At 70.8% G+C, this 16,076-nt stretch carries 16 protein-coding genes; 11 read left to right on the forward strand and 5 right to left on the reverse strand.

The window, feature by feature from the left end:
* Positions 1–7 precede the first annotated feature (7 nt).
* Positions 8–1,000 carry a cell envelope lipid trafficking protein PgfA gene (gene pgfA / locus IG08_RS0104630; RefSeq protein WP_030596570.1) on the forward strand — a complete coding sequence of 331 codons (993 nt, stop codon included), beginning with the start codon at positions 8–10 and terminating at the stop codon, positions 998–1,000.
* On the opposite strand, the gene hrpB is transcribed toward pgfA, so the two are convergent.
* Both hrpB and IG08_RS0104640 read right to left on the reverse strand, forming a co-directional pair.
* Complete coding sequence (gene hrpB / locus IG08_RS0104635) at positions 990–3,515, reverse strand: ATP-dependent helicase HrpB (protein WP_030596571.1); 2,526 nt, start codon at positions 3,513–3,515, stop codon at positions 990–992. The genes pgfA and hrpB overlap by 11 nt on opposite strands.
* 4 nt (positions 3,516–3,519) lie before the next feature.
* Positions 3,520–4,494: a class I SAM-dependent methyltransferase gene (locus IG08_RS0104640; protein WP_420823277.1), complete on the reverse strand. Its 975-nt coding sequence runs from the start codon at positions 4,492–4,494 to the stop codon at positions 3,520–3,522.
* A gap of 228 nt (positions 4,495–4,722) precedes the next feature.
* Between IG08_RS0104640 and rpsA the strand changes: the two genes are divergently transcribed.
* From rpsA to IG08_RS0104665, 5 genes are all read left to right on the forward strand, one after another.
* Complete coding sequence (gene rpsA, locus IG08_RS0104645; RefSeq protein WP_030596577.1) at positions 4,723–6,231, forward strand: 30S ribosomal protein S1; 1,509 nt, start codon at positions 4,723–4,725, stop codon at positions 6,229–6,231.
* A gap of 319 nt (positions 6,232–6,550) precedes the next feature.
* Positions 6,551–8,077, forward strand: coding sequence for a flavin monoamine oxidase family protein (locus tag IG08_RS0104650; RefSeq protein WP_030596579.1), 1,527 nt, complete (start codon positions 6,551–6,553; stop codon positions 8,075–8,077).
* A 151-nt stretch (positions 8,078–8,228) separates the two neighbouring features.
* Positions 8,229–9,167, forward strand: a complete 939-nt coding sequence (locus IG08_RS0104655) for a PAC2 family protein (protein ID WP_030596581.1) — start codon at positions 8,229–8,231, stop codon at positions 9,165–9,167.
* Between the two features lie 45 nt (positions 9,168–9,212).
* Entirely contained in the window at positions 9,213–9,842 is a 630-nt protein-coding gene (gene coaE, locus IG08_RS0104660) for a dephospho-CoA kinase (protein ID WP_030596583.1), read from the forward strand.
* A gap of 50 nt (positions 9,843–9,892) precedes the next feature.
* Positions 9,893–10,273 (forward strand): tetratricopeptide repeat protein, encoded by a 381-nt coding sequence (locus IG08_RS0104665; protein WP_030596585.1) that lies wholly within the window; start codon positions 9,893–9,895, stop codon positions 10,271–10,273.
* A gap of 35 nt (positions 10,274–10,308) precedes the next feature.
* Here the strand turns inward: IG08_RS0104665 and IG08_RS0104670 are convergent, their stop codons facing one another.
* Positions 10,309–10,575 (reverse strand): DUF6343 family protein, encoded by a 267-nt coding sequence (locus IG08_RS0104670; protein ID WP_030596587.1) that lies wholly within the window; start codon positions 10,573–10,575, stop codon positions 10,309–10,311.
* 77 nt (positions 10,576–10,652) lie between these two features.
* Between IG08_RS0104670 and IG08_RS0104675 the strand changes: the two genes are divergently transcribed.
* The 3 genes from IG08_RS0104675 to IG08_RS0104685 all read left to right on the forward strand — a co-directional run bounded on the left by IG08_RS0104675 (position 10,653) and on the right by IG08_RS0104685 (position 12,911).
* A complete protein-coding gene (locus IG08_RS0104675; protein ID WP_030596589.1) occupies positions 10,653–11,552 on the forward strand; it encodes an acyltransferase domain-containing protein in 900 nt (299 codons plus the stop codon).
* A gap of 106 nt (positions 11,553–11,658) precedes the next feature.
* Entirely contained in the window at positions 11,659–12,336 is a 678-nt protein-coding gene (locus tag IG08_RS0104680) for a class I SAM-dependent methyltransferase (RefSeq protein WP_043453222.1), read from the forward strand.
* 101 nt (positions 12,337–12,437) lie between these two features.
* Positions 12,438–12,911, forward strand: coding sequence for a DoxX family protein (locus tag IG08_RS0104685; protein WP_030596594.1), 474 nt, complete (start codon positions 12,438–12,440; stop codon positions 12,909–12,911).
* A 102-nt stretch (positions 12,912–13,013) separates the two neighbouring features.
* Here IG08_RS0104685 and IG08_RS0104690 read toward each other — a convergent pair whose 3' ends face one another.
* Positions 13,014–13,607, reverse strand: coding sequence for an RNA-binding S4 domain-containing protein (locus IG08_RS0104690; protein WP_043453224.1), 594 nt, complete (start codon positions 13,605–13,607; stop codon positions 13,014–13,016).
* 94 nt (positions 13,608–13,701) lie between these two features.
* Between IG08_RS0104690 and IG08_RS0104695 the strand changes: the two genes are divergently transcribed.
* Both IG08_RS0104695 and pip read left to right on the forward strand, forming a co-directional pair.
* Positions 13,702–14,415: a uracil-DNA glycosylase gene (locus IG08_RS0104695; protein WP_030596597.1), complete on the forward strand. Its 714-nt coding sequence runs from the start codon at positions 13,702–13,704 to the stop codon at positions 14,413–14,415.
* A gap of 18 nt (positions 14,416–14,433) precedes the next feature.
* Complete coding sequence (pip, locus tag IG08_RS0104700) at positions 14,434–15,387, forward strand: prolyl aminopeptidase (RefSeq protein WP_030596600.1); 954 nt, start codon at positions 14,434–14,436, stop codon at positions 15,385–15,387.
* Here pip and IG08_RS0104705 read toward each other — a convergent pair.
* Positions 15,384–16,052, reverse strand: coding sequence for a GntR family transcriptional regulator (locus IG08_RS0104705; RefSeq protein ID WP_030596602.1), 669 nt, complete (start codon positions 16,050–16,052; stop codon positions 15,384–15,386). The genes pip and IG08_RS0104705 overlap by 4 nt on opposite strands.
* Positions 16,053–16,076: the final 24 nt, after the last annotated feature.

The following is a 16,076-nucleotide window of genomic DNA, read 5'->3' on the forward strand; positions in this document are numbered from 1 at the left end:
GGCCGAGATGCGCCGCAAGGCCAGCCTGATCCTGCTTGCCCTCGCCGTGTTCTTCGCGGCGTTGTCCCCGTTGCTGCGCTATTACGCCTTCCCGCGCCTCGCGAAGATCCCGGCGAACCAGTACCAGGACATGGTCCTGGAGGCGAAGAACGCGACCCTCCTCGACTACGGCACGATGAAGGCCAGGACGGTCCCCGAGGTCACCATCGTGCAGACCCTCAAGGGCAACGTGGAGGCCTCCGAGAAGATCGAGAAGACGGCGGGCCGGGACGTCGTCGTCTGGGACGGCCTCTCCTACGTCCAGGGCCCCGACGGCAAGATGGTCTCCAAGATCCCCGAGCGCTACATCTTCGACGCCCACAGCCAGGAACCCGTCCACGCCACCGGCGAGATGGTCGACGGCGACCCCGTGAAACGGCAGGGCATCGAGTTCAAGTGGCCGTTCCTGACGGAGAAACGGGACTACGAGTACTTCGACGCGCAGGCGCGCATCACCGCCCCCATCCACTACAAGGGCACGCAGGACTTCCGGGGCGTCGAGGTCTACTACTTCGAGCAGACCATCCCGTGGACCAAAGTGCCGTTCCCCAACACCATGCCGGTCAAGGGCATCACCCCCGAGTCGGTCGCCAAGACCGGCACCACCCGCTGGTACACGACGGTCCGCAAGTTCTGGGTCGAACCGCTCACCGGCGCCCCCGTCTACGGCGAGGAGATCCACAAGGAGGAACTGCGCGGCGGCACCCTGCTCGGCGGCCGCGAGAAGGTCACCGCGTTCGCCGGCCACGTGAAGATGCGCGAGGACTACATCGAGCACACGGTCGACCTGGTCAAGTCCAACCGCACCCTCGTCCTCCTCATGACCTCGTATCTGCCCTGGGGCTTCCTGATCCTGGGCGGGCTGCTCCTGTCCCTGTCCCTGTACCTGGAGGCGCGCAGCCGGCGCCCGGACGGCCCGGCGCCGACGAAGGTGGGTGAACCCGAACCGGTCACCGCCTGAGCCGGGCGTTGGTGTACCGCGTCGGCTCGGCGGCCGCCGGATCCTCGGGCCACGGATGCTTCGGATAGCGGCCGCGAAGCTCCGCACGCACGCCCTTGTAGCCGTCCTTCCAGAAGGAGGCGAGGTCGGCGGTGACCGCGGCGGGCCGCCCGGCGGGGGAGAGGAGATGGACGAGAAGCGGCACGCCGCAGACGCGGGGCGACTCCTGGAGCCCGAACATCTCCTGCAACTTCACGGCGAGAACGGGCTGTTCGGGATTGCCGTAGTCGATCCGGATTCTGGACCCACTCGGTACGGCCATCCGCTCGGGCGCGAGCCCGTCGAGCCGCCCGGCCTCCCCGGAGGCCCAGGGCAGCAGCCGGGCGAGGGCCTGCCCGGCATCGATCCGCGCGAGATCGGCCCGCCGCCTCGCCCTGCTCAGCTCCGGCTCCAGCCACTCGTCCACGCGCGCGTGGAGCGCTTCGTCGGAGACATCGGGCCAGGGCTCCCCGAGGTGCAGGTGCAGAAAAGCGAGCCGCTGCCGCAGTACGTCGGCGTCGGGCGTCCACCGCAGCAGCCGTAGCCCTCCTTCCTGCCGCAGCCCTTCAAGAAGCGCCTCTCGTACGAGAACGCGGTCGGCGTTCTTGAGCGCCCGCACCGCCAGCTCGACGGCCCCCAGCCGCTCGACGCGCCGGGCGACGACGTCACCGGCGGCCCAGTGGACCTCGTCCCGCTCGTCCAGGAACGTGCCCGCGGCGAGCCGGGCGACCTCCTCGTCGATGACGGCGGCGAGCTGCACGCGTGCGTGCCCCTTGCCGACGGGGCGGTCCGCGACGGCGACCGCGATCCAGGGCGCACCGCGCAGCCCGGTCCCGTCCCGGACCTCGGCGCGGGTACCGGAGGCCATGAGGTAGGAACCGCCGTCGGCTCTGGCGACGCGTTCGGGGAAGGCGAGGGCGGCGACGAGCCCGACGACGCCGTCCTCCCCGAGGTTCGCCGACCGGCCCGCGACGTTCGGTTCCGTCGGGAGGGAGTCGCGGCCGGCCCGCAGTCGCCGAACCTCCGCACGCCACCGTGCCGCGTAGGCGTCGCCCCCACGCCGCGCGGCCCGCAACGCGGCCGCGAGGTCGTCCCCGTACTCCCGCGGCGCCTCTTCACTGAGTAGCGCGACGACTTCGGCGGCCCGCTCGGCACCCACCGAGGCAGCCGAATCCAGCAGGGCCCGCCCCAGTCGAGGGTGCAGCCCCAGCCGAGCCAGGCGCGTCCCGCGCGACGTGGCCCGCCCGACGGAGTCCACCGCGCCGATCGCCGTCAAGACATCCCGCGCCGCCGCCATCGCCCCGCCCGGCGGCGGATCCAGCAACGCCAGTCCGGACGCGTCAGGATCTCCCCAGCACGCCGCCTGCAAGGCGAACGCCGTAAGGTCGGCCACTTTGATCTCCGGCGACGGAAAACGCGGCAGACGCGCGTCCTCGGCCTCGGCCCAGCACCGGTACACGGCCCCGGGCGCCTCACGCCCGGCCCGCCCCGCCCGCTGCCGCCCGGCCGCCTGCGAGGCCCGTACCGTCGCGAGCGCGCTCAGCCCGCGCGCGTGGTCCACCCGTGGCTCCCGCGCCAGCCCCGAATCGACGACCACCCGCACCCCCGGCACCGTCAGCGAGGACTCCGCCACGGAGGTCGCCAGCACCACCCGGCGCCGCTGCGCAGGAGCCAGCACCGCGTCCTGCACGGCCGCCGGTGCCCGCCCGTGCACCTGAAGGACGTCGACGTCACCCAGATCCCCCAGCTGACCGGCGACCCGCGCGATCTCGCCCACGCCCGGCAGGAAGCACAGCACGTCCCCCTCCCGCTCGGCCAGCGCCCGCCGCACCACCGACGCCACGTGCGCCAGCAGCGCCGGGTCCACCCGCATGCCGTGCGGCGGCCGCACGGGACGGGCCGGGGGAGCCCAGACCACCCCGACCCCGTACGCGGTCCCGTGTGCCTCGACCACCGGCGCCCCGCCCAGCAACCGGGCCCACCCCTCCGAGTCGGTGGTCGCGGACGCGGCCACCAGCCGCAGCTCCGGCCGCAGGGTCTGTCGTACGTCCCACAGGAACGCGGCCACCGTGTCCGCGTCCAGATGCCGCTCATGGCACTCGTCGAGCACCACCACGTCCACGCCCGCCAGCTCCTGGTCCCGCTGGAGACGTTGCAACAGCACACCGGTCGTGACGACCTCCACGCGCGCGTGCCGCCCGACCACGCGCTCCCCGCGCACGGTGTAGCCGACGCTCTCGCCGACCTTCTCGCCCAGCAGCCACGCCATCCGCCGGGCCGCCGCCCGCGCCGCGATCCGCCGCGGCTCGGCGACGACCACCCGCCGTGCGGGCACGTCACCGTCCAGCAGGCCCGCCAGCGCCAGCGGCACCAACGTGGTCTTGCCGGTGCCGGGCGGTGCGACGAGGACGGCCGTGCCGTGTCCCTCCAGGGCGTCGTCGAGGCCGGAGAGGGCGCCACGTACGGGCAGGGCGTCGAGAGCGTCGTAGCGGATCACATGCTCAGTCTCGTACGCACACGAAGATCGCCGAGCCCGGGATCAGGTTCCCGCGCAACGGCGACCAGCCGCCCCACTCCGACGTGTTCCAGGCCGGCCACTCCGGCTCGACGAGGTCCACGAGGCGGAAGCCGCCGGCCACCATGTCACGCACCCGGTCGCCGATCGTCCTGTGGTGCTCGACGTACACCGCGCGGCCCTCGTCGTCCTGCTCGACGTACGGCGTGCGGTCGAAGTACGACCCCGACACCGACAGCCCCTCCGGACCCGGCTCGTCCGGGAACGCCCAGCGGATCGGATGCGTCACGGAGAACACGAAGCGGCCCCCGGGCCGCAGCACCCGGCGCACCTCCCGCAGCACCAGCACCGGGTCGGCGACGAACGGCAGCGCGCCGTACGCCGAGCACGCCAGGTCGAAGGAGCCGTCCGCGAAGGGCAGCGCGCCCGCGTCGGCGCACACCAGGTGCAGCGAACCGCCGATGCGCATCGCGTGCTGCAGCTGGCGGTGCGAGATGTCCAGCGCGACCGGACACGCCCCCTGGGCGGCCAGCCAGCGCGAGCACTGGGCCGCGCCGGCACCGATCTCGAGGACGTCCTTGCCCTTCAGGTCCTCCGGCGGGCCGAGCAGCTCGGCCTCCACCTCGTCGAGGCCCTCGGGACCCCACACGAAACGGTCGTCGCCGAGGAACGTGCCGTGCTCGACCTGGTACTCGTCCGCGTTCCGGTCCCACCAGCCCCGGTTGGCCCGGGAACTCTCCGCCACGTCCGCCTGGCGTCGGGTGGCCTCCGGCTCGAACGTCTCGAACGCAGCCTCGGAGGAATTGGGCTCTTGGATGATCGGCTCCCTCGTCGTACTCTTCCCTCCAATCCGTTCACCCTCGGGTGTCACGGAAGAGGTGTCTCGGGCCTGCGTGGCCTCCAGAGACAGTTCTTGTGCCGGGATTGCGGCGATCCGCCCCGGGTGTGCGCCTTCGCGCATTGACCCTGCCCGGCTGCCCCCGTATGCTACAAGTTGCGCTGCGAGCCTGCCTACCTCAGACGTAGCAGGTTGCGCTCGCATCTGTATGTATGTCCCCTCGGTTGTCGAGGCGCCCCCGGGTAACCGGGTTGGGCGCTTCCTTGGCTGTCCGGCCTTCTGCAGAGCGAAACGGGCTCCCGGCGTAAGCAGTACCTACGACTCACCGTCCGTACCGGAGCCCTTTCCCACATGACGAGCAGCACCGAGACCACCGCCACCACCCCGCAGGTTGCGGTCAACGACATCGGTAACGAGGAAGCTTTCCTCGCCGCGATCGACGAGACGATCAAGTACTTCAACGACGGCGACATCGTCGACGGCGTCATCGTGAAGGTCGACCGGGACGAGGTCCTGCTCGACATCGGTTACAAGACCGAAGGTGTCATCCCGAGCCGCGAGCTCTCGATCAAGCACGACGTCGACCCGAACGAGGTCGTCGCCGTCGGTGACGAGATCGAAGCCCTTGTTCTCCAGAAGGAGGACAAGGAAGGCCGCCTGATCCTCTCGAAGAAGCGCGCCCAGTACGAGCGCGCCTGGGGCACCATCGAGAAGATCAAGGAAGAGGACGGCATCGTCACCGGTACCGTCATCGAGGTCGTCAAGGGTGGTCTCATCCTCGACATCGGCCTCCGTGGCTTCCTGCCGGCTTCCCTCGTCGAGATGCGCCGTGTCCGCGACCTCCAGCCCTACGTGGGCAAGGAGCTCGAGGCCAAGATCATCGAGCTGGACAAGAACCGCAACAACGTGGTCCTGTCCCGCCGTGCCTGGCTGGAGCAGACCCAGAGCGAGGTCCGCCAGACCTTCCTCACGACCCTGCAGAAGGGCCAGGTCCGCTCCGGCGTCGTCTCTTCGATCGTCAACTTCGGTGCGTTCGTGGACCTCGGTGGCGTCGACGGTCTCGTCCACGTCTCCGAGCTTTCCTGGAAGCACATCGACCACCCCTCCGAGGTTGTCGAGGTCGGCCAGGAAGTCACCGTCGAGGTCCTCGACGTCGACATGGACCGTGAGCGTGTCTCCCTGTCGCTGAAGGCGACGCAGGAAGACCCGTGGCAGCAGTTCGCCCGGACCCACCAGATCGGCCAGGTCGTGCCCGGCAAGGTCACGAAGCTGGTTCCGTTCGGTGCGTTCGTCCGCGTGGACGAGGGCATCGAGGGTCTGGTCCACATCTCCGAGCTGGCCGAGCGCCACGTGGAGATCCCGGAGCAGGTCGTCCAGGTCAACGACGAGATCTTCGTCAAGGTCATCGACATCGACCTCGAGCGCCGTCGCATCAGCCTTTCGCTGAAGCAGGCCAACGAGTCCTTCGGTGCCGACCCGGCCTCGGTCGAGTTCGACCCGACGCTGTACGGCATGGCCGCGTCGTACGACGACCAGGGCAACTACATCTACCCCGAGGGCTTCGACCCCGAGACCAACGACTGGCTCGAGGGCTTCGAGTCCCAGCGTGAGGTCTGGGAGAACCAGTACGCCGAGGCGCAGACGCGCTTCGAGCAGCACCAGGCTCAGGTCATCAAGTCCCGCGAGGCGGACGCTGCGGCTGCCGCCGAGGGTGGCGACGCTGCGGGTGCGGCTCCGGCCGCGTCCGGTGGTGGCGGCGGCGGTTCGTACTCCTCCGAGGGTGCGGACACCTCCGGTGCGCTTGCTTCCGACGAGGCGCTTGCTGCGCTTCGCGAGAAGCTGGCCGGGGGCCAGAGCTGAACGCTCACTGAGCAGTAGCTCCTGACTGAGGGGCCGTACCTTTCGAGGTGCGGCCCCTCAGCCTTTTGGGCCGCTTTTCGGGTGCGGGTGGTTCGTGGCTGGTCGCGCCCCGCGGCGGAGCCGCATATCGATGCAGCCCCGCGCCCCTGAGGGTGTTGCAGAAACCCGTGAGACACACGAGCAACCCGTGAGCCGTAACCGGCCGTTGCGAGGCTTCCCCGGTCATTCATGATCGGAGAGGGGAGCCGAACACATGGCACACACTCGGAGTCGGCGCGCGTTTCTGCGCGACGTGGGGCTCACCGGCGGGGCCGGCGCGATGTTCGCGACCATGGGGGCCCTCGGGCTCGCCCCCACCGCCCAGGCCGCCCAGCGCGAGCAGGGCTTCAGGGCCCTCAGTACAAGCGACTTCACACTGACCGGACGCGCCGCCGCCAAGGTCGTCATCGTCGGCGGTGGCATCGCCGGGCTGGCCACCGCGTACGAACTCGGCAAGGCGGGCTACGACTGTACGGTCCTGGAGGCCAGGGACCGCACCGGCGGCCGTAACTTCACCGTGCGCGGCGGGGACACCACGACCGACCTCTACGGCAACAAGCAGACCGCCCGCTTCGCCGACGGGCACTACATGAACGCGGGGCCCGCCCGGATCCCGCAGTGGATGGTCACCCTCGACTACTGCCGTGAACTCGGCGTGCCCATCGAGGTGTTCACCAACGTCAACGCCGACGCGTACATCTACAACGAGTCGGCCGGGATGACCGAGCCCATGCGGTACCGGACCGCGAAGGCCGATGTCTACGGTTACGTCTCCGAGTTGCTCGCCAAGGCCACCAACAAGGGTGCTCTCGACAAGGAGTTGACGGCCGGCGACCAGGAGCGGCTCGTCGAGTTCCTGACCGACTGGGGCGAGCTCGGCGACAAGCTGACGTACGAGGGCGGCGAGCGCCGCGGATACACGACCGTGCCGGCCGCCGCCGGGACGCCCGGTGTGCTGCTCGGGGACGTCCCCACCGCCTCCGAGGTCCTCGCCACCGGCGTCGGGCGCTACTTCTCCTTCGAGTTCGGCTTCGACCAGGCGATGTTGATGTTCCAGCCGGTCGGCGGCATGGACCAGATACCCAGGGCGCTCACGCGTGCGATCGGTGCCCACCGGGTACGTACAGGGGCAGCGGTCTCGAAAATCACCGACACCGGCAGCGGTGTCTCCGTCACCTACACCCAGGGCGGCCGGACGAAGGTCGTCGACGCCGACTACTGCGTCGCCGCCCTGCCGCCCAACATCCTCGCCAAAGTCCCGCACAACCTGGGCTCCGGAGTGCAGAGCGCACTGGAGGCGATCACGCCCTCGTCGGCGGCCAAGATCGGTCTGGAGTACAAGTCCCGCTGGTGGGAGCTGGACCACCACATCTACGGCGGCATCACCGAGACCGACCAGGACGTCTCCCACATCTGGCATCCGTCGTACGGCTTCCACGGTGAGCGCGGCATCGTCGTCGGCTACTACAACTACGACGACGACGCGGACACGTACGCCAAGCTCACGCCCAAGGGGCGCGAGGAGCGGGCGGTGGCCGCGGGCGTGAAGATCTACGGCGAGAAGTACCGCACCGAACTGGCCTCCTCCTTCTCGCACCACTGGCGTCAGACACCCCATCTGGAGGCCGCCTGGCACGACACCCCGGGCGGTCCCGACGACGTCCGCTACAAGCCGCTCAACGAACCCACCGGGCGGGTCCACTTCGCCGGCGACTGGCTCAGCTACACCGACGCCTGGCAGCACGGCGCGTTCACCTCCGCACGCAAGGCGGTGACCGCGCTCCACGCGCGCGTGCTGTCGTCATGACCTGGTGACCGGGATCCGGTGACGGTGACCCGGTGACACACCGCAGCCGCGCGTGAAAAGGCCGTGAGAGGTGCCTGATCAGGGGCGTGGGTGGGAATGCCCACGCCCTGCACCGCGTTGTGCAGTACGAACACGAGGAGGAGCGGTCACAGTGCTTGATCCGCAGGGTTTGTACGCATGGGAGCCGAAGGGCCTGGCCGTCGTCGACATGGCGCTGTCCCAGGAGTCGGCCGGTCTTGTCATGCTCTACCACTTCGACGGATACATCGACGCGGGCGAGACCGGCGACCAGATCGCGGAACGGGTCCTCGACTCGCTGCCCCACCAGGTCGTGGCCCGCTTCGACCACGACCGGCTCGTGGACTACCGCGCCCGCCGTCCGCTGCTCACCTTCAAGCGCGACCGCTGGACGGACTACGAGGTGCCCACCATCGAGGTGAGCCTCGTCCAGGACGCCACCGGCGCGCCCTTCCTGCTCCTGTCGGGCCCGGAGCCGGACGTGGAGTGGGAGCGCTTCGCCGCGGCCGTCCAGCAGATCGTGGAGCGGCTCGGCGTCCGCCTGTCCGTGAACTTCCACGGCATCCCGATGGGCGTCCCGCACACCCGCCCCGTGGGCCTCACCCCGCACGGCAACCGCCACGACCTGGTCCCCGGCCACCGCAGCCCCTTCGAGGAGGCGCAGGTGCCCGGCAGCGCCGAGGGGCTGGTCGAGTACCGCCTCATGGAAGCCGGGCACGACGTCCTGGGCGTCGCCGCGCACGTGCCGCACTACATCGCCCGCTCGCCCTACCCGGACGCGGCACTGACCACCCTGGAGGCCATCACGGCCGCCACCGGCCTGGTCCTGCCCGGCATCGCGCACACGCTGCGCACGGACGCCCACCGCACCCAGACCGAGATCGACCGGCAGATCCAGGAGGGCGACGAGGACCTCGTCGCGCTGGTCCAGGGTCTGGAGCACCAGTACGACGCCGCCGCGGGCGCCGAGACCCGGGGCAACATGCTCGCCGAATCCGTCGAGATCCCCTCGGCGGACGAGATCGGGCTCGAGTTCGAACGCTTCCTGGCGGAGCGCGAGGGCGACAACTGAGTCCCGCCGGGCTCACTGTCGTGGTCAGGCCCTAAGCTTTCGCACATGCTGACGGTGGGCCTGACCGGCGGGATCGGTGCCGGCAAGAGCGAGGTGTCACGGCTGCTCGTCGAGTGCGGTGCCGTGCTGATCGACGCGGACCGCATCGCGCGCGAGGTCGTCGCGCCCGGTACGCCCGGTCTCGCGGCGGTCGTGGAGGCCTTCGGCCAGGACGTGCTCGCCGACGACGGCAGCCTGGACCGGCCCAAGCTGGGCTCGATCGTGTTCGCCGACCCCGACAAGCTCGCCGTACTCAACTCGATCGTGCACCCCCTGGTGGGCGCTCGCTCCCGCGCACTCGAATCGGCCGCCGCCGAGGACGCCGTCGTCGTCCACGACGTCCCGCTCCTCGCGGAGAACAGCCTCAAGCCGCTCTACGACGTCGTGGTCGTCGTCGACGCGAGCCCCGAGACCCAGCTCGACCGGCTGGTCAGGCTCCGCGGCATGACCGAGGAGGACGCACGCGCGCGTATGGCCGCCCAGGCGACGCGCGAGAAGCGGCTGGCGATCGCGGATGTCGTCATCGACAACGACGTACCGCTGGAAGACCTGCGGCGACGCGTGCGGGATGTATGGGCCGATCTCGTGCTCAAAGCGCATACGGCTCACGTCCTGCCCCAGGGGCATCAGGAATAGCGGCCCCCGGTCCGGGCGTTGAACCCTTCCAGTGAGGGAAGGACTTTGCCGTGCCCGAGATCAGCGGATCGACCGGACGTACTCCGGAGACGCATGTCATCGACTTCCGCGCCGCGGAGCAGCTGCTCGCCGCGCGGGACCCGCAGGGCGCGGTGAAACTGCTCGACTCAGTCATCGCCGCGCACCCGGAGAACACCGCCGCCCGGCTGCTGCGCGCGCGTGCCTTCTTCGCGGCCGCGCAACTGCGGCCCGCCGAGCTGGAGTTCACCATCGTCCTGGAGCGCGAGCCGGACAACGCCTTCGCCCACTTCGCGCTCGCCCGGACGTATGAGCGCCAGGCACGGCCGGAGCAGGCCAGGCGGCACTTCCGACTGGCGGCCGCGCTGGACCCGAATCCCCAGTATCTGAAGGCCGCGCGCTTCGACTCCTGAGGGCTCGGCGGGCTCTTCGCGGGTTTTGGGCGCCGCTACGGGGGGTGGTTCTCCGGCGGCCGGTACGGCGGGATGTCCGGGCCCGGCTGGTAGTGCGGGCCCTGGCGGATGTGCCGGAGGACCATGGTCATGTCGATCGTGATCACGAGCCACAGCACTCCGCAGGCGACGGCCCACCCGGGGCGTCCCGCGAGCGCGAACGCGGCCGTACCGAAGATCGCCCAGACCAGACCCCACACGCACAGCCAGAAGCGCGCCCGCAGTGCACTGCGCGCGGTCGTCGGTTCACTGCCCGTACGCATCGGGATCACTACTCCTCTTTGCAACGTACTCTCGGAACGGACGTTCACCAAAGGGGTCCGAACAGGGGGTTCGCCGCGTGCTTCCGGATGCCGATGAGCTGGCCGAGGTGCTGCTGGATCTGGCGGTGCCGCACGAGGACATCACCGAACTCGTACGGATGGGCCGACGGGTCATGTTCGACCCGGAGCTGCTGCGGTTCCTGGAGATGTCGGTCGAGGAACTCGTCCGGGACATGGGGGAGATCAACTCCGCCGTCGACCTGCCCGAGCTCGACTGGCCGTCGGGCGACCTGCAGCGCTGCTTCCCCGCCTACGTGTTCGTGGCGGCGCTGCCGTACACGCGCGCGTACCACCGTGAGCGCGGCATCCCGGCCGAGGTCTCCCGGCGCACCCTCGCCGACCTCGGGCGGAACATGGCCGTGCACCGCAGGCGCTACGGCCTGGCGGGCGTGCAGTCCCCGCGCTGGCTCACCCACCATTTCCGGGGCGAGCTGTACCAGTTGGGCCGGCTGCAGTTCGAGCGGTCGCGGTACGGGGAGTGGACGGCGCGGGCACTCGCCGGGGCCGGGGTGGACCTGGCTCCCGGCACGCCCTGTCTGAGCCTCCACATCCCCGAGTTCCTCGGCCCGTTGGCACCGGCCGCCTGCGACCGCTCGCTGGCGCTGGCAGGCGAGTTCTTCACGCGGCACTACCCCGACGAGAAGTACCGGGCCGCGGTCTGCCATTCCTGGCTGCTCGACCCGCAGTTGAAGCGGTATCTCCGCGAGCGGTCCAATGTCGTCCGGTTCCAGGAGCGGTTCCGGCTCGCCCCCCAGGACGCCGAGCCGGCCGACAGCGAGCCGGTCCAGTTCGTCTTCGGGGACCCGGAGTTGCCGGTCGAGGGACTGCCGCGGCGTACCGGCGTGGAGCGGGCCGTGGGGGACCACTTGCGGGCGGGCGGGCACTGGTACATCGGGCGCGGCTGGTTTCCGCTGTAGCCCCTCGACCGCTCGTGACTCGTGGTCCATCACTCGCGCGGGTGAAGTCGCGCCGGGTGGGAACGGCCGTGCGGATGCGGGCCGTTGGACGGGCATGGAGCTGAAAATGCGAGCGGGATATCAGGGGACGGGACCCGGGGCGATCACGCCGGACGGGTGCGCGGTCGAGCTCTACTCGCGGCTGCCCGTGGGAGCGGAGCCGGACGTCATCGCCGGGGCCGTACCGGCGGGCGCGCACATCCTGGAGCTGGGCAGCGGTGTGGGGCGCATGACCCATCCACTGCTGGAGCGGGGCTTCACGGTCACATCGGTGGACGAGTCCGCCGAGATGCTGGAGCGCATCCGCGGGGCGCCCACGATATGCAGCCCGATCGAGGACCTCGACCTGGGCGAGAGGTTCGACGTGGTGCTGCTCGCGTCGTTCCTCGTGCACACCGGAGACCTGGAGGTGCGGCGCGGGCTGCTGCGCACCTGTGCGCGGCATGTCGCTGCGGACGGCTGCGTGCTGATCCAGCGCGAGGGCGAGGACTACCACGCCGATCTGCCGCGCGAGCGGGTGGACCCCAGCGGTTTCACCGTGCGGATGGTGTCCTCCGAACCGGTCGGGGAGGGCGTGAACTCGGTGCGTGCGGAGTACGAGTTCGCGGACGCGACCTGGACCCAGACGTTCCTCGCCCGGCCGCTGACGAAGGAACAGTTCGAGGAGGCGCTGGGGGAGGCGGGGCTGAAGGTGGACCGGTATCTGACGGAGGACCGGATATGGGTGCGGGCGGTGCCCGCCTGAAGAAATTCTCGGCTGTTGCGGTGGTACGGCGATGAGTTCGGGAGCGTGGGTCGGTCTACCCCTGTGACAGCAAGACGGACCGCTTCCCACAGGAGACCCCGATGTCCGAGACCACCGCTTCCGTCCCCACCGTCACCTCGACCGTCTCCCGCGCCTCTCGCACCGTCGTGGCCGAGTCCTCGACCGCCCGCGGGCGCCGTGCCCGGATCGCCCTGCGCACCCTGCAGGTGGTGCTGGCGCTCTTCTACGTGATCGCGAGCGCGCTGCCCAAGCTGATCGCGCACCCCTCGGCGGCCGAGGGCTTCGACAAGATGGGCTGGGGCAGCGCGGGGATGTACACCATCGGTCTGCTCGAACTGGCCGGAGGCATCGCCCTGTTGATCCCGCTGCTGCAGTCGGTGGCGGCCATGGCGCTGAGTGGCCTGATGGTGGGTGCGTTCGTCGTCACGCTCACCTACTTCGGAGGGGAGAACGCGGCGACACCGCTCATCCTGATCGTGCCGCTCGCCCTGATCGCCTGGGCCCGGCGCGGGCACAACGCGGACCTGCTGCGGCTGGTACGACGACGGGCGTGAACGGCGAGCGGCTGTGCGGCCGCCGCGGTGAGGCCGGCGCTCCCGAAAGAGCGCCGGCCTCACCGCGACGGCCGACGCTGTGCGCGGGGTCGCTGCGCGCGGTCAGCCGCCCTCGGGAGGGCCGGGGTGCCCCGGGTTTCCGCTTCCCGTGAGGCCTCGCAGGCGTTCCAGCTCGCGGCGGTCGCGCTTGGTCGGGCGGCCCGCGCCGCGGTCGCGGATGCCGGCGGGGGCGACGGCCGCGCGGGGCGGCGGCGGGGGAGAGTTGTCGACGTAGCACTGGGCGGCCACGGGAGCGCCGACCCGTTTGCGGATCAGGCGCTTGACGATGACGACCCGCTCCCAGCCCTCCTGCCGGACCCGCACCTCGTCGCCGACGCGCACGGAGTACGCGGGCTTCACGCGCTCGCCGTTCACCCGCACATGCCCGCCCCGGCAGGCGGTGGCCCCCGCGGAACGGGTCTTGACCAGCCGTACGGACCAGATCCAGCTGTCGAGGCGCACGGCCTCACCGCTCTGCACGCCTGCCGCCTCGGCGGCGGCCACGGCGGCGGCGATCTTCGGATCCACGGCCTTCGGGTCCACGGCCTTCGGATCCACGGCCTTCGGGTCGGCGGTCTTCGACTCGGAGGCGTCGGCCTTCGTGCCGGTCCCGTCGGCGTCGCTCGCCTTGTCGTCGTCCTCGCGCTCCACAGCCATGCCTCCGACCTTAGTACCCGGGGTCGGGCGCATCGGAGGAGATTTCCGGGTGGGCCGCCCGGGGCGGCCGGGACACAGCCGTACGGTTGAGGGTGTGGACGCACTAGCCGACCTCGACCACCGCATCGCGGACTGCCGCGCCTGCCCCCGCCTGGTCGACTGGCGCGAGGAGGTGGCCCGCACCAAGCGCGCCGCCTTCGCCGACTGGACCTACTGGGGCCGGCCGGTCCCCGGCTTCGGTCCGCCGGACGCCCGCCTGCTGATCGTCGGTCTCGCCCCGGCCGCGCACGGCGGCAACCGCACGGGTCGGATGTTCACCGGCGACCGTTCCGGAGACGTGCTGTACCAGGCGCTGTACGACGTCGGGCTCGCCTCCCGGCCCACGTCCGTGACGGCGGACGACGGCCTGGAGCTGTACGGCGTGCGGGTCACCTCGCCCGTGCACTGCGCCCCGCCCGCCAACAAGCCCACCCCCGGCGAACGGGACGCCTGTCGGCCCTGGCTCTCCCAGGAGCTGCGGCTGCTGCGGCCGACCCTGCGGGCCGTGGTCGTGCTCGGCGCCTTCGGCTGGCAGGCCGCGCTGCCCGTGTTCGCCGAGGCGGGGTGGAGCGTGCCCCGACCGCGGCCCGCCTTCGGCCACGGAACCCGGGTCCCGCTGGACGGACTCGACCTCTTCGGCTGCTACCACGTCAGCCAGCGCAACACCTTCACCGGCCGGCTCACGCCCGCGATGCTGCGGGACGTGCTGCGCACGGCGGCGGAGTCGGCGGGGCTGCCCTGCGTAAATGGGGCGACCGGGCCGTCGTAGGAGAGTTAGGGTCGCCGGATGCCCCTTTACCCGGAGATCGAACCGTACGACCACGGCATGCTCGACGTCGGCGACGGCAACCGCGTGTACTGGGAGACCAGCGGGAACCCGCACGGCAAGCCCGCGGTGGTGCTGCACGGCGGGCCGGGGTCCGGCTGCACGCCGTGGGCGCGGCGCCTCTTCGACCCCGACGCGTACCGGATCGTGCTGCTGGACCAGCGCGGCGCGGGGCGTTCCACACCGCCCGCGAGCGCGTACGACACCGACATGAGCGTCAATACGATCCCTCACCTGATCGCCGATCTGGAGCTGCTGCGGCGGCAGTTGGGGATCGAGCGGTGGCTGGTGTGGGGTGTGTCGTTCGGGTCGGTGCTGGGGCTGCGGTACGCGCAGACGCATCCCGAGGCCGTGACGGAGGTGGTGCTGACGGGGATCACGACCGGTTCGGACGCCGAAGTGGCCTTGCTGACCAGGGGACTCGGGAAGATCTTCCCGGACGCCTTCGAGCGGTTCGTCGGCGAACTGCCGGACGGCGAGCGGGACGGGAACCCCGCGGCCGCCTACAACCGGCTGCTCGAATCACCTGACATCGAGGTGCGCGAGCGGGCGGCACGGGCCTGGACCGACTGGGAGACGGCCATCGTTCCCGCCCCGCCTCGGTCGGTCGCACGCTACGAAGACCCGGTGTTCCGCCTCGGCTTCGCCCGCACCGTCACGCACTACTGGGGCAACGGCCACTTCCTGGGTGAGGACGGCGTCGTCCTGCGCGACGCGCACCTGCTCAAGGACATCCCGGGCACCCTGGTGCAGGGCAGCCTCGACTTCGGCAATCTCCTCGGCATCGTCTGGCGGCTCCATCAGGCCTGGCCGGGAAGCGAGTTGGTGGTGATCGACGAGGTCGGGCACAACGCGGGGGCGCCGGGAGTGGCCCAGGCGATGGTGGCGGCGACCGACAAGTACGCGCGCCGCTAGATCGGTTCGCCGGTGTCCGCGAACAACTGCCGTACCGTCGACTCGTAGTTGGTCCGCACGTGCGCGAGTGCGTGCGCGCGGGCCCGCTCCGGGTCGCCGGAGGCGATCGCCTCGTACAACTCGCGGTGTTCGACGAGGAGTTGGGGCCACTCCTCGTTCCGCCGGGTCATCCAGCGCAGCCGCCCTGCGACCGGTTCGAGGGCCTCGATCAGCAGGCTGTTGCCCGCCATCGCCACGATGCGGTCGTGGAGCCGGCTGTTGATGTCCGTGATCTTCTCCGCGTCCCCGGCCTCGGTCGCGGCGGCCGAGAGATCGAGCAGGGCCTCGACCTCGGCAAGATCCTGCGGTGTCGCGCGGGACGCGGCCAGCCCGGCCGCGTACACCTCCAGTGCCTCGCGCAGCTCGAAGAGCTCCTTGACGTCGTTCGGGGTCAGCCGGCGCACGACCGCGCGGCGCGGCGTCTCGAAGTGGACGAACCCTTCGGTGACCAGGGCCCGGATCGCCTCCCGGACCGGTACCCGCGAGACCCCGAAGCGCTCGGCCAGTTCGCGTTCGACGAGCCGGTCGCCGGGGCGCAGATCGCCCGCGATGATCTCCTGTCGCAGGGTCGCCAGGACGCGCTCGCGGACTGCGCCCAGGGGTTCGATCTTCGTCGCGGAGCTCATGGAGCCATCTTCCCCGACCCGGGG

The organism is Streptomyces fulvoviolaceus (assembly GCF_000718165.1).
GTDB classification, from domain to species: Bacteria; Actinomycetota; Actinomycetes; order Streptomycetales; family Streptomycetaceae; genus Streptomyces; species Streptomyces fulvoviolaceus.

Excerpts from the sequence above, each read along its gene's own strand:
- rpsA (WP_030596577.1), top strand. The coding sequence starts at position 4,723 with ATGACGAGCAGCACCGAGACCACCGCCACCACCCCGCAGGTTGCGGTC.
- coaE (WP_030596583.1), top strand. The coding sequence starts at position 9,213 with ATGCTGACGGTGGGCCTGACCGGCGGGATCGGTGCCGGCAAGAGCGAG.
- IG08_RS0104690 (WP_043453224.1), bottom strand. The coding sequence starts at position 13,607 with ATGGCTGTGGAGCGCGAGGACGACGACAAGGCGAGCGACGCCGACGGG.
- IG08_RS0104670 (WP_030596587.1), bottom strand. The coding sequence starts at position 10,575 with ATGCGTACGGGCAGTGAACCGACGACCGCGCGCAGTGCACTGCGGGCG.
- pip (WP_030596600.1), top strand. The coding sequence starts at position 14,434 with ATGCCCCTTTACCCGGAGATCGAACCGTACGACCACGGCATGCTCGAC.
- IG08_RS0104640 (WP_420823277.1), bottom strand. The coding sequence starts at position 4,494 with ATGCGCGAAGGCGCACACCCGGGGCGGATCGCCGCAATCCCGGCACAA.
- IG08_RS0104705 (WP_030596602.1), bottom strand. The coding sequence starts at position 16,052 with ATGAGCTCCGCGACGAAGATCGAACCCCTGGGCGCAGTCCGCGAGCGC.
- IG08_RS0104650 (WP_030596579.1), top strand. The coding sequence starts at position 6,551 with ATGTTCGCGACCATGGGGGCCCTCGGGCTCGCCCCCACCGCCCAGGCC.
- pgfA (WP_030596570.1), top strand. The coding sequence starts at position 8 with ATGCGCCGCAAGGCCAGCCTGATCCTGCTTGCCCTCGCCGTGTTCTTC.
- IG08_RS0104680 (WP_043453222.1), top strand. The coding sequence starts at position 11,659 with ATGCGAGCGGGATATCAGGGGACGGGACCCGGGGCGATCACGCCGGAC.
- IG08_RS0104685 (WP_030596594.1), top strand. The coding sequence starts at position 12,438 with ATGTCCGAGACCACCGCTTCCGTCCCCACCGTCACCTCGACCGTCTCC.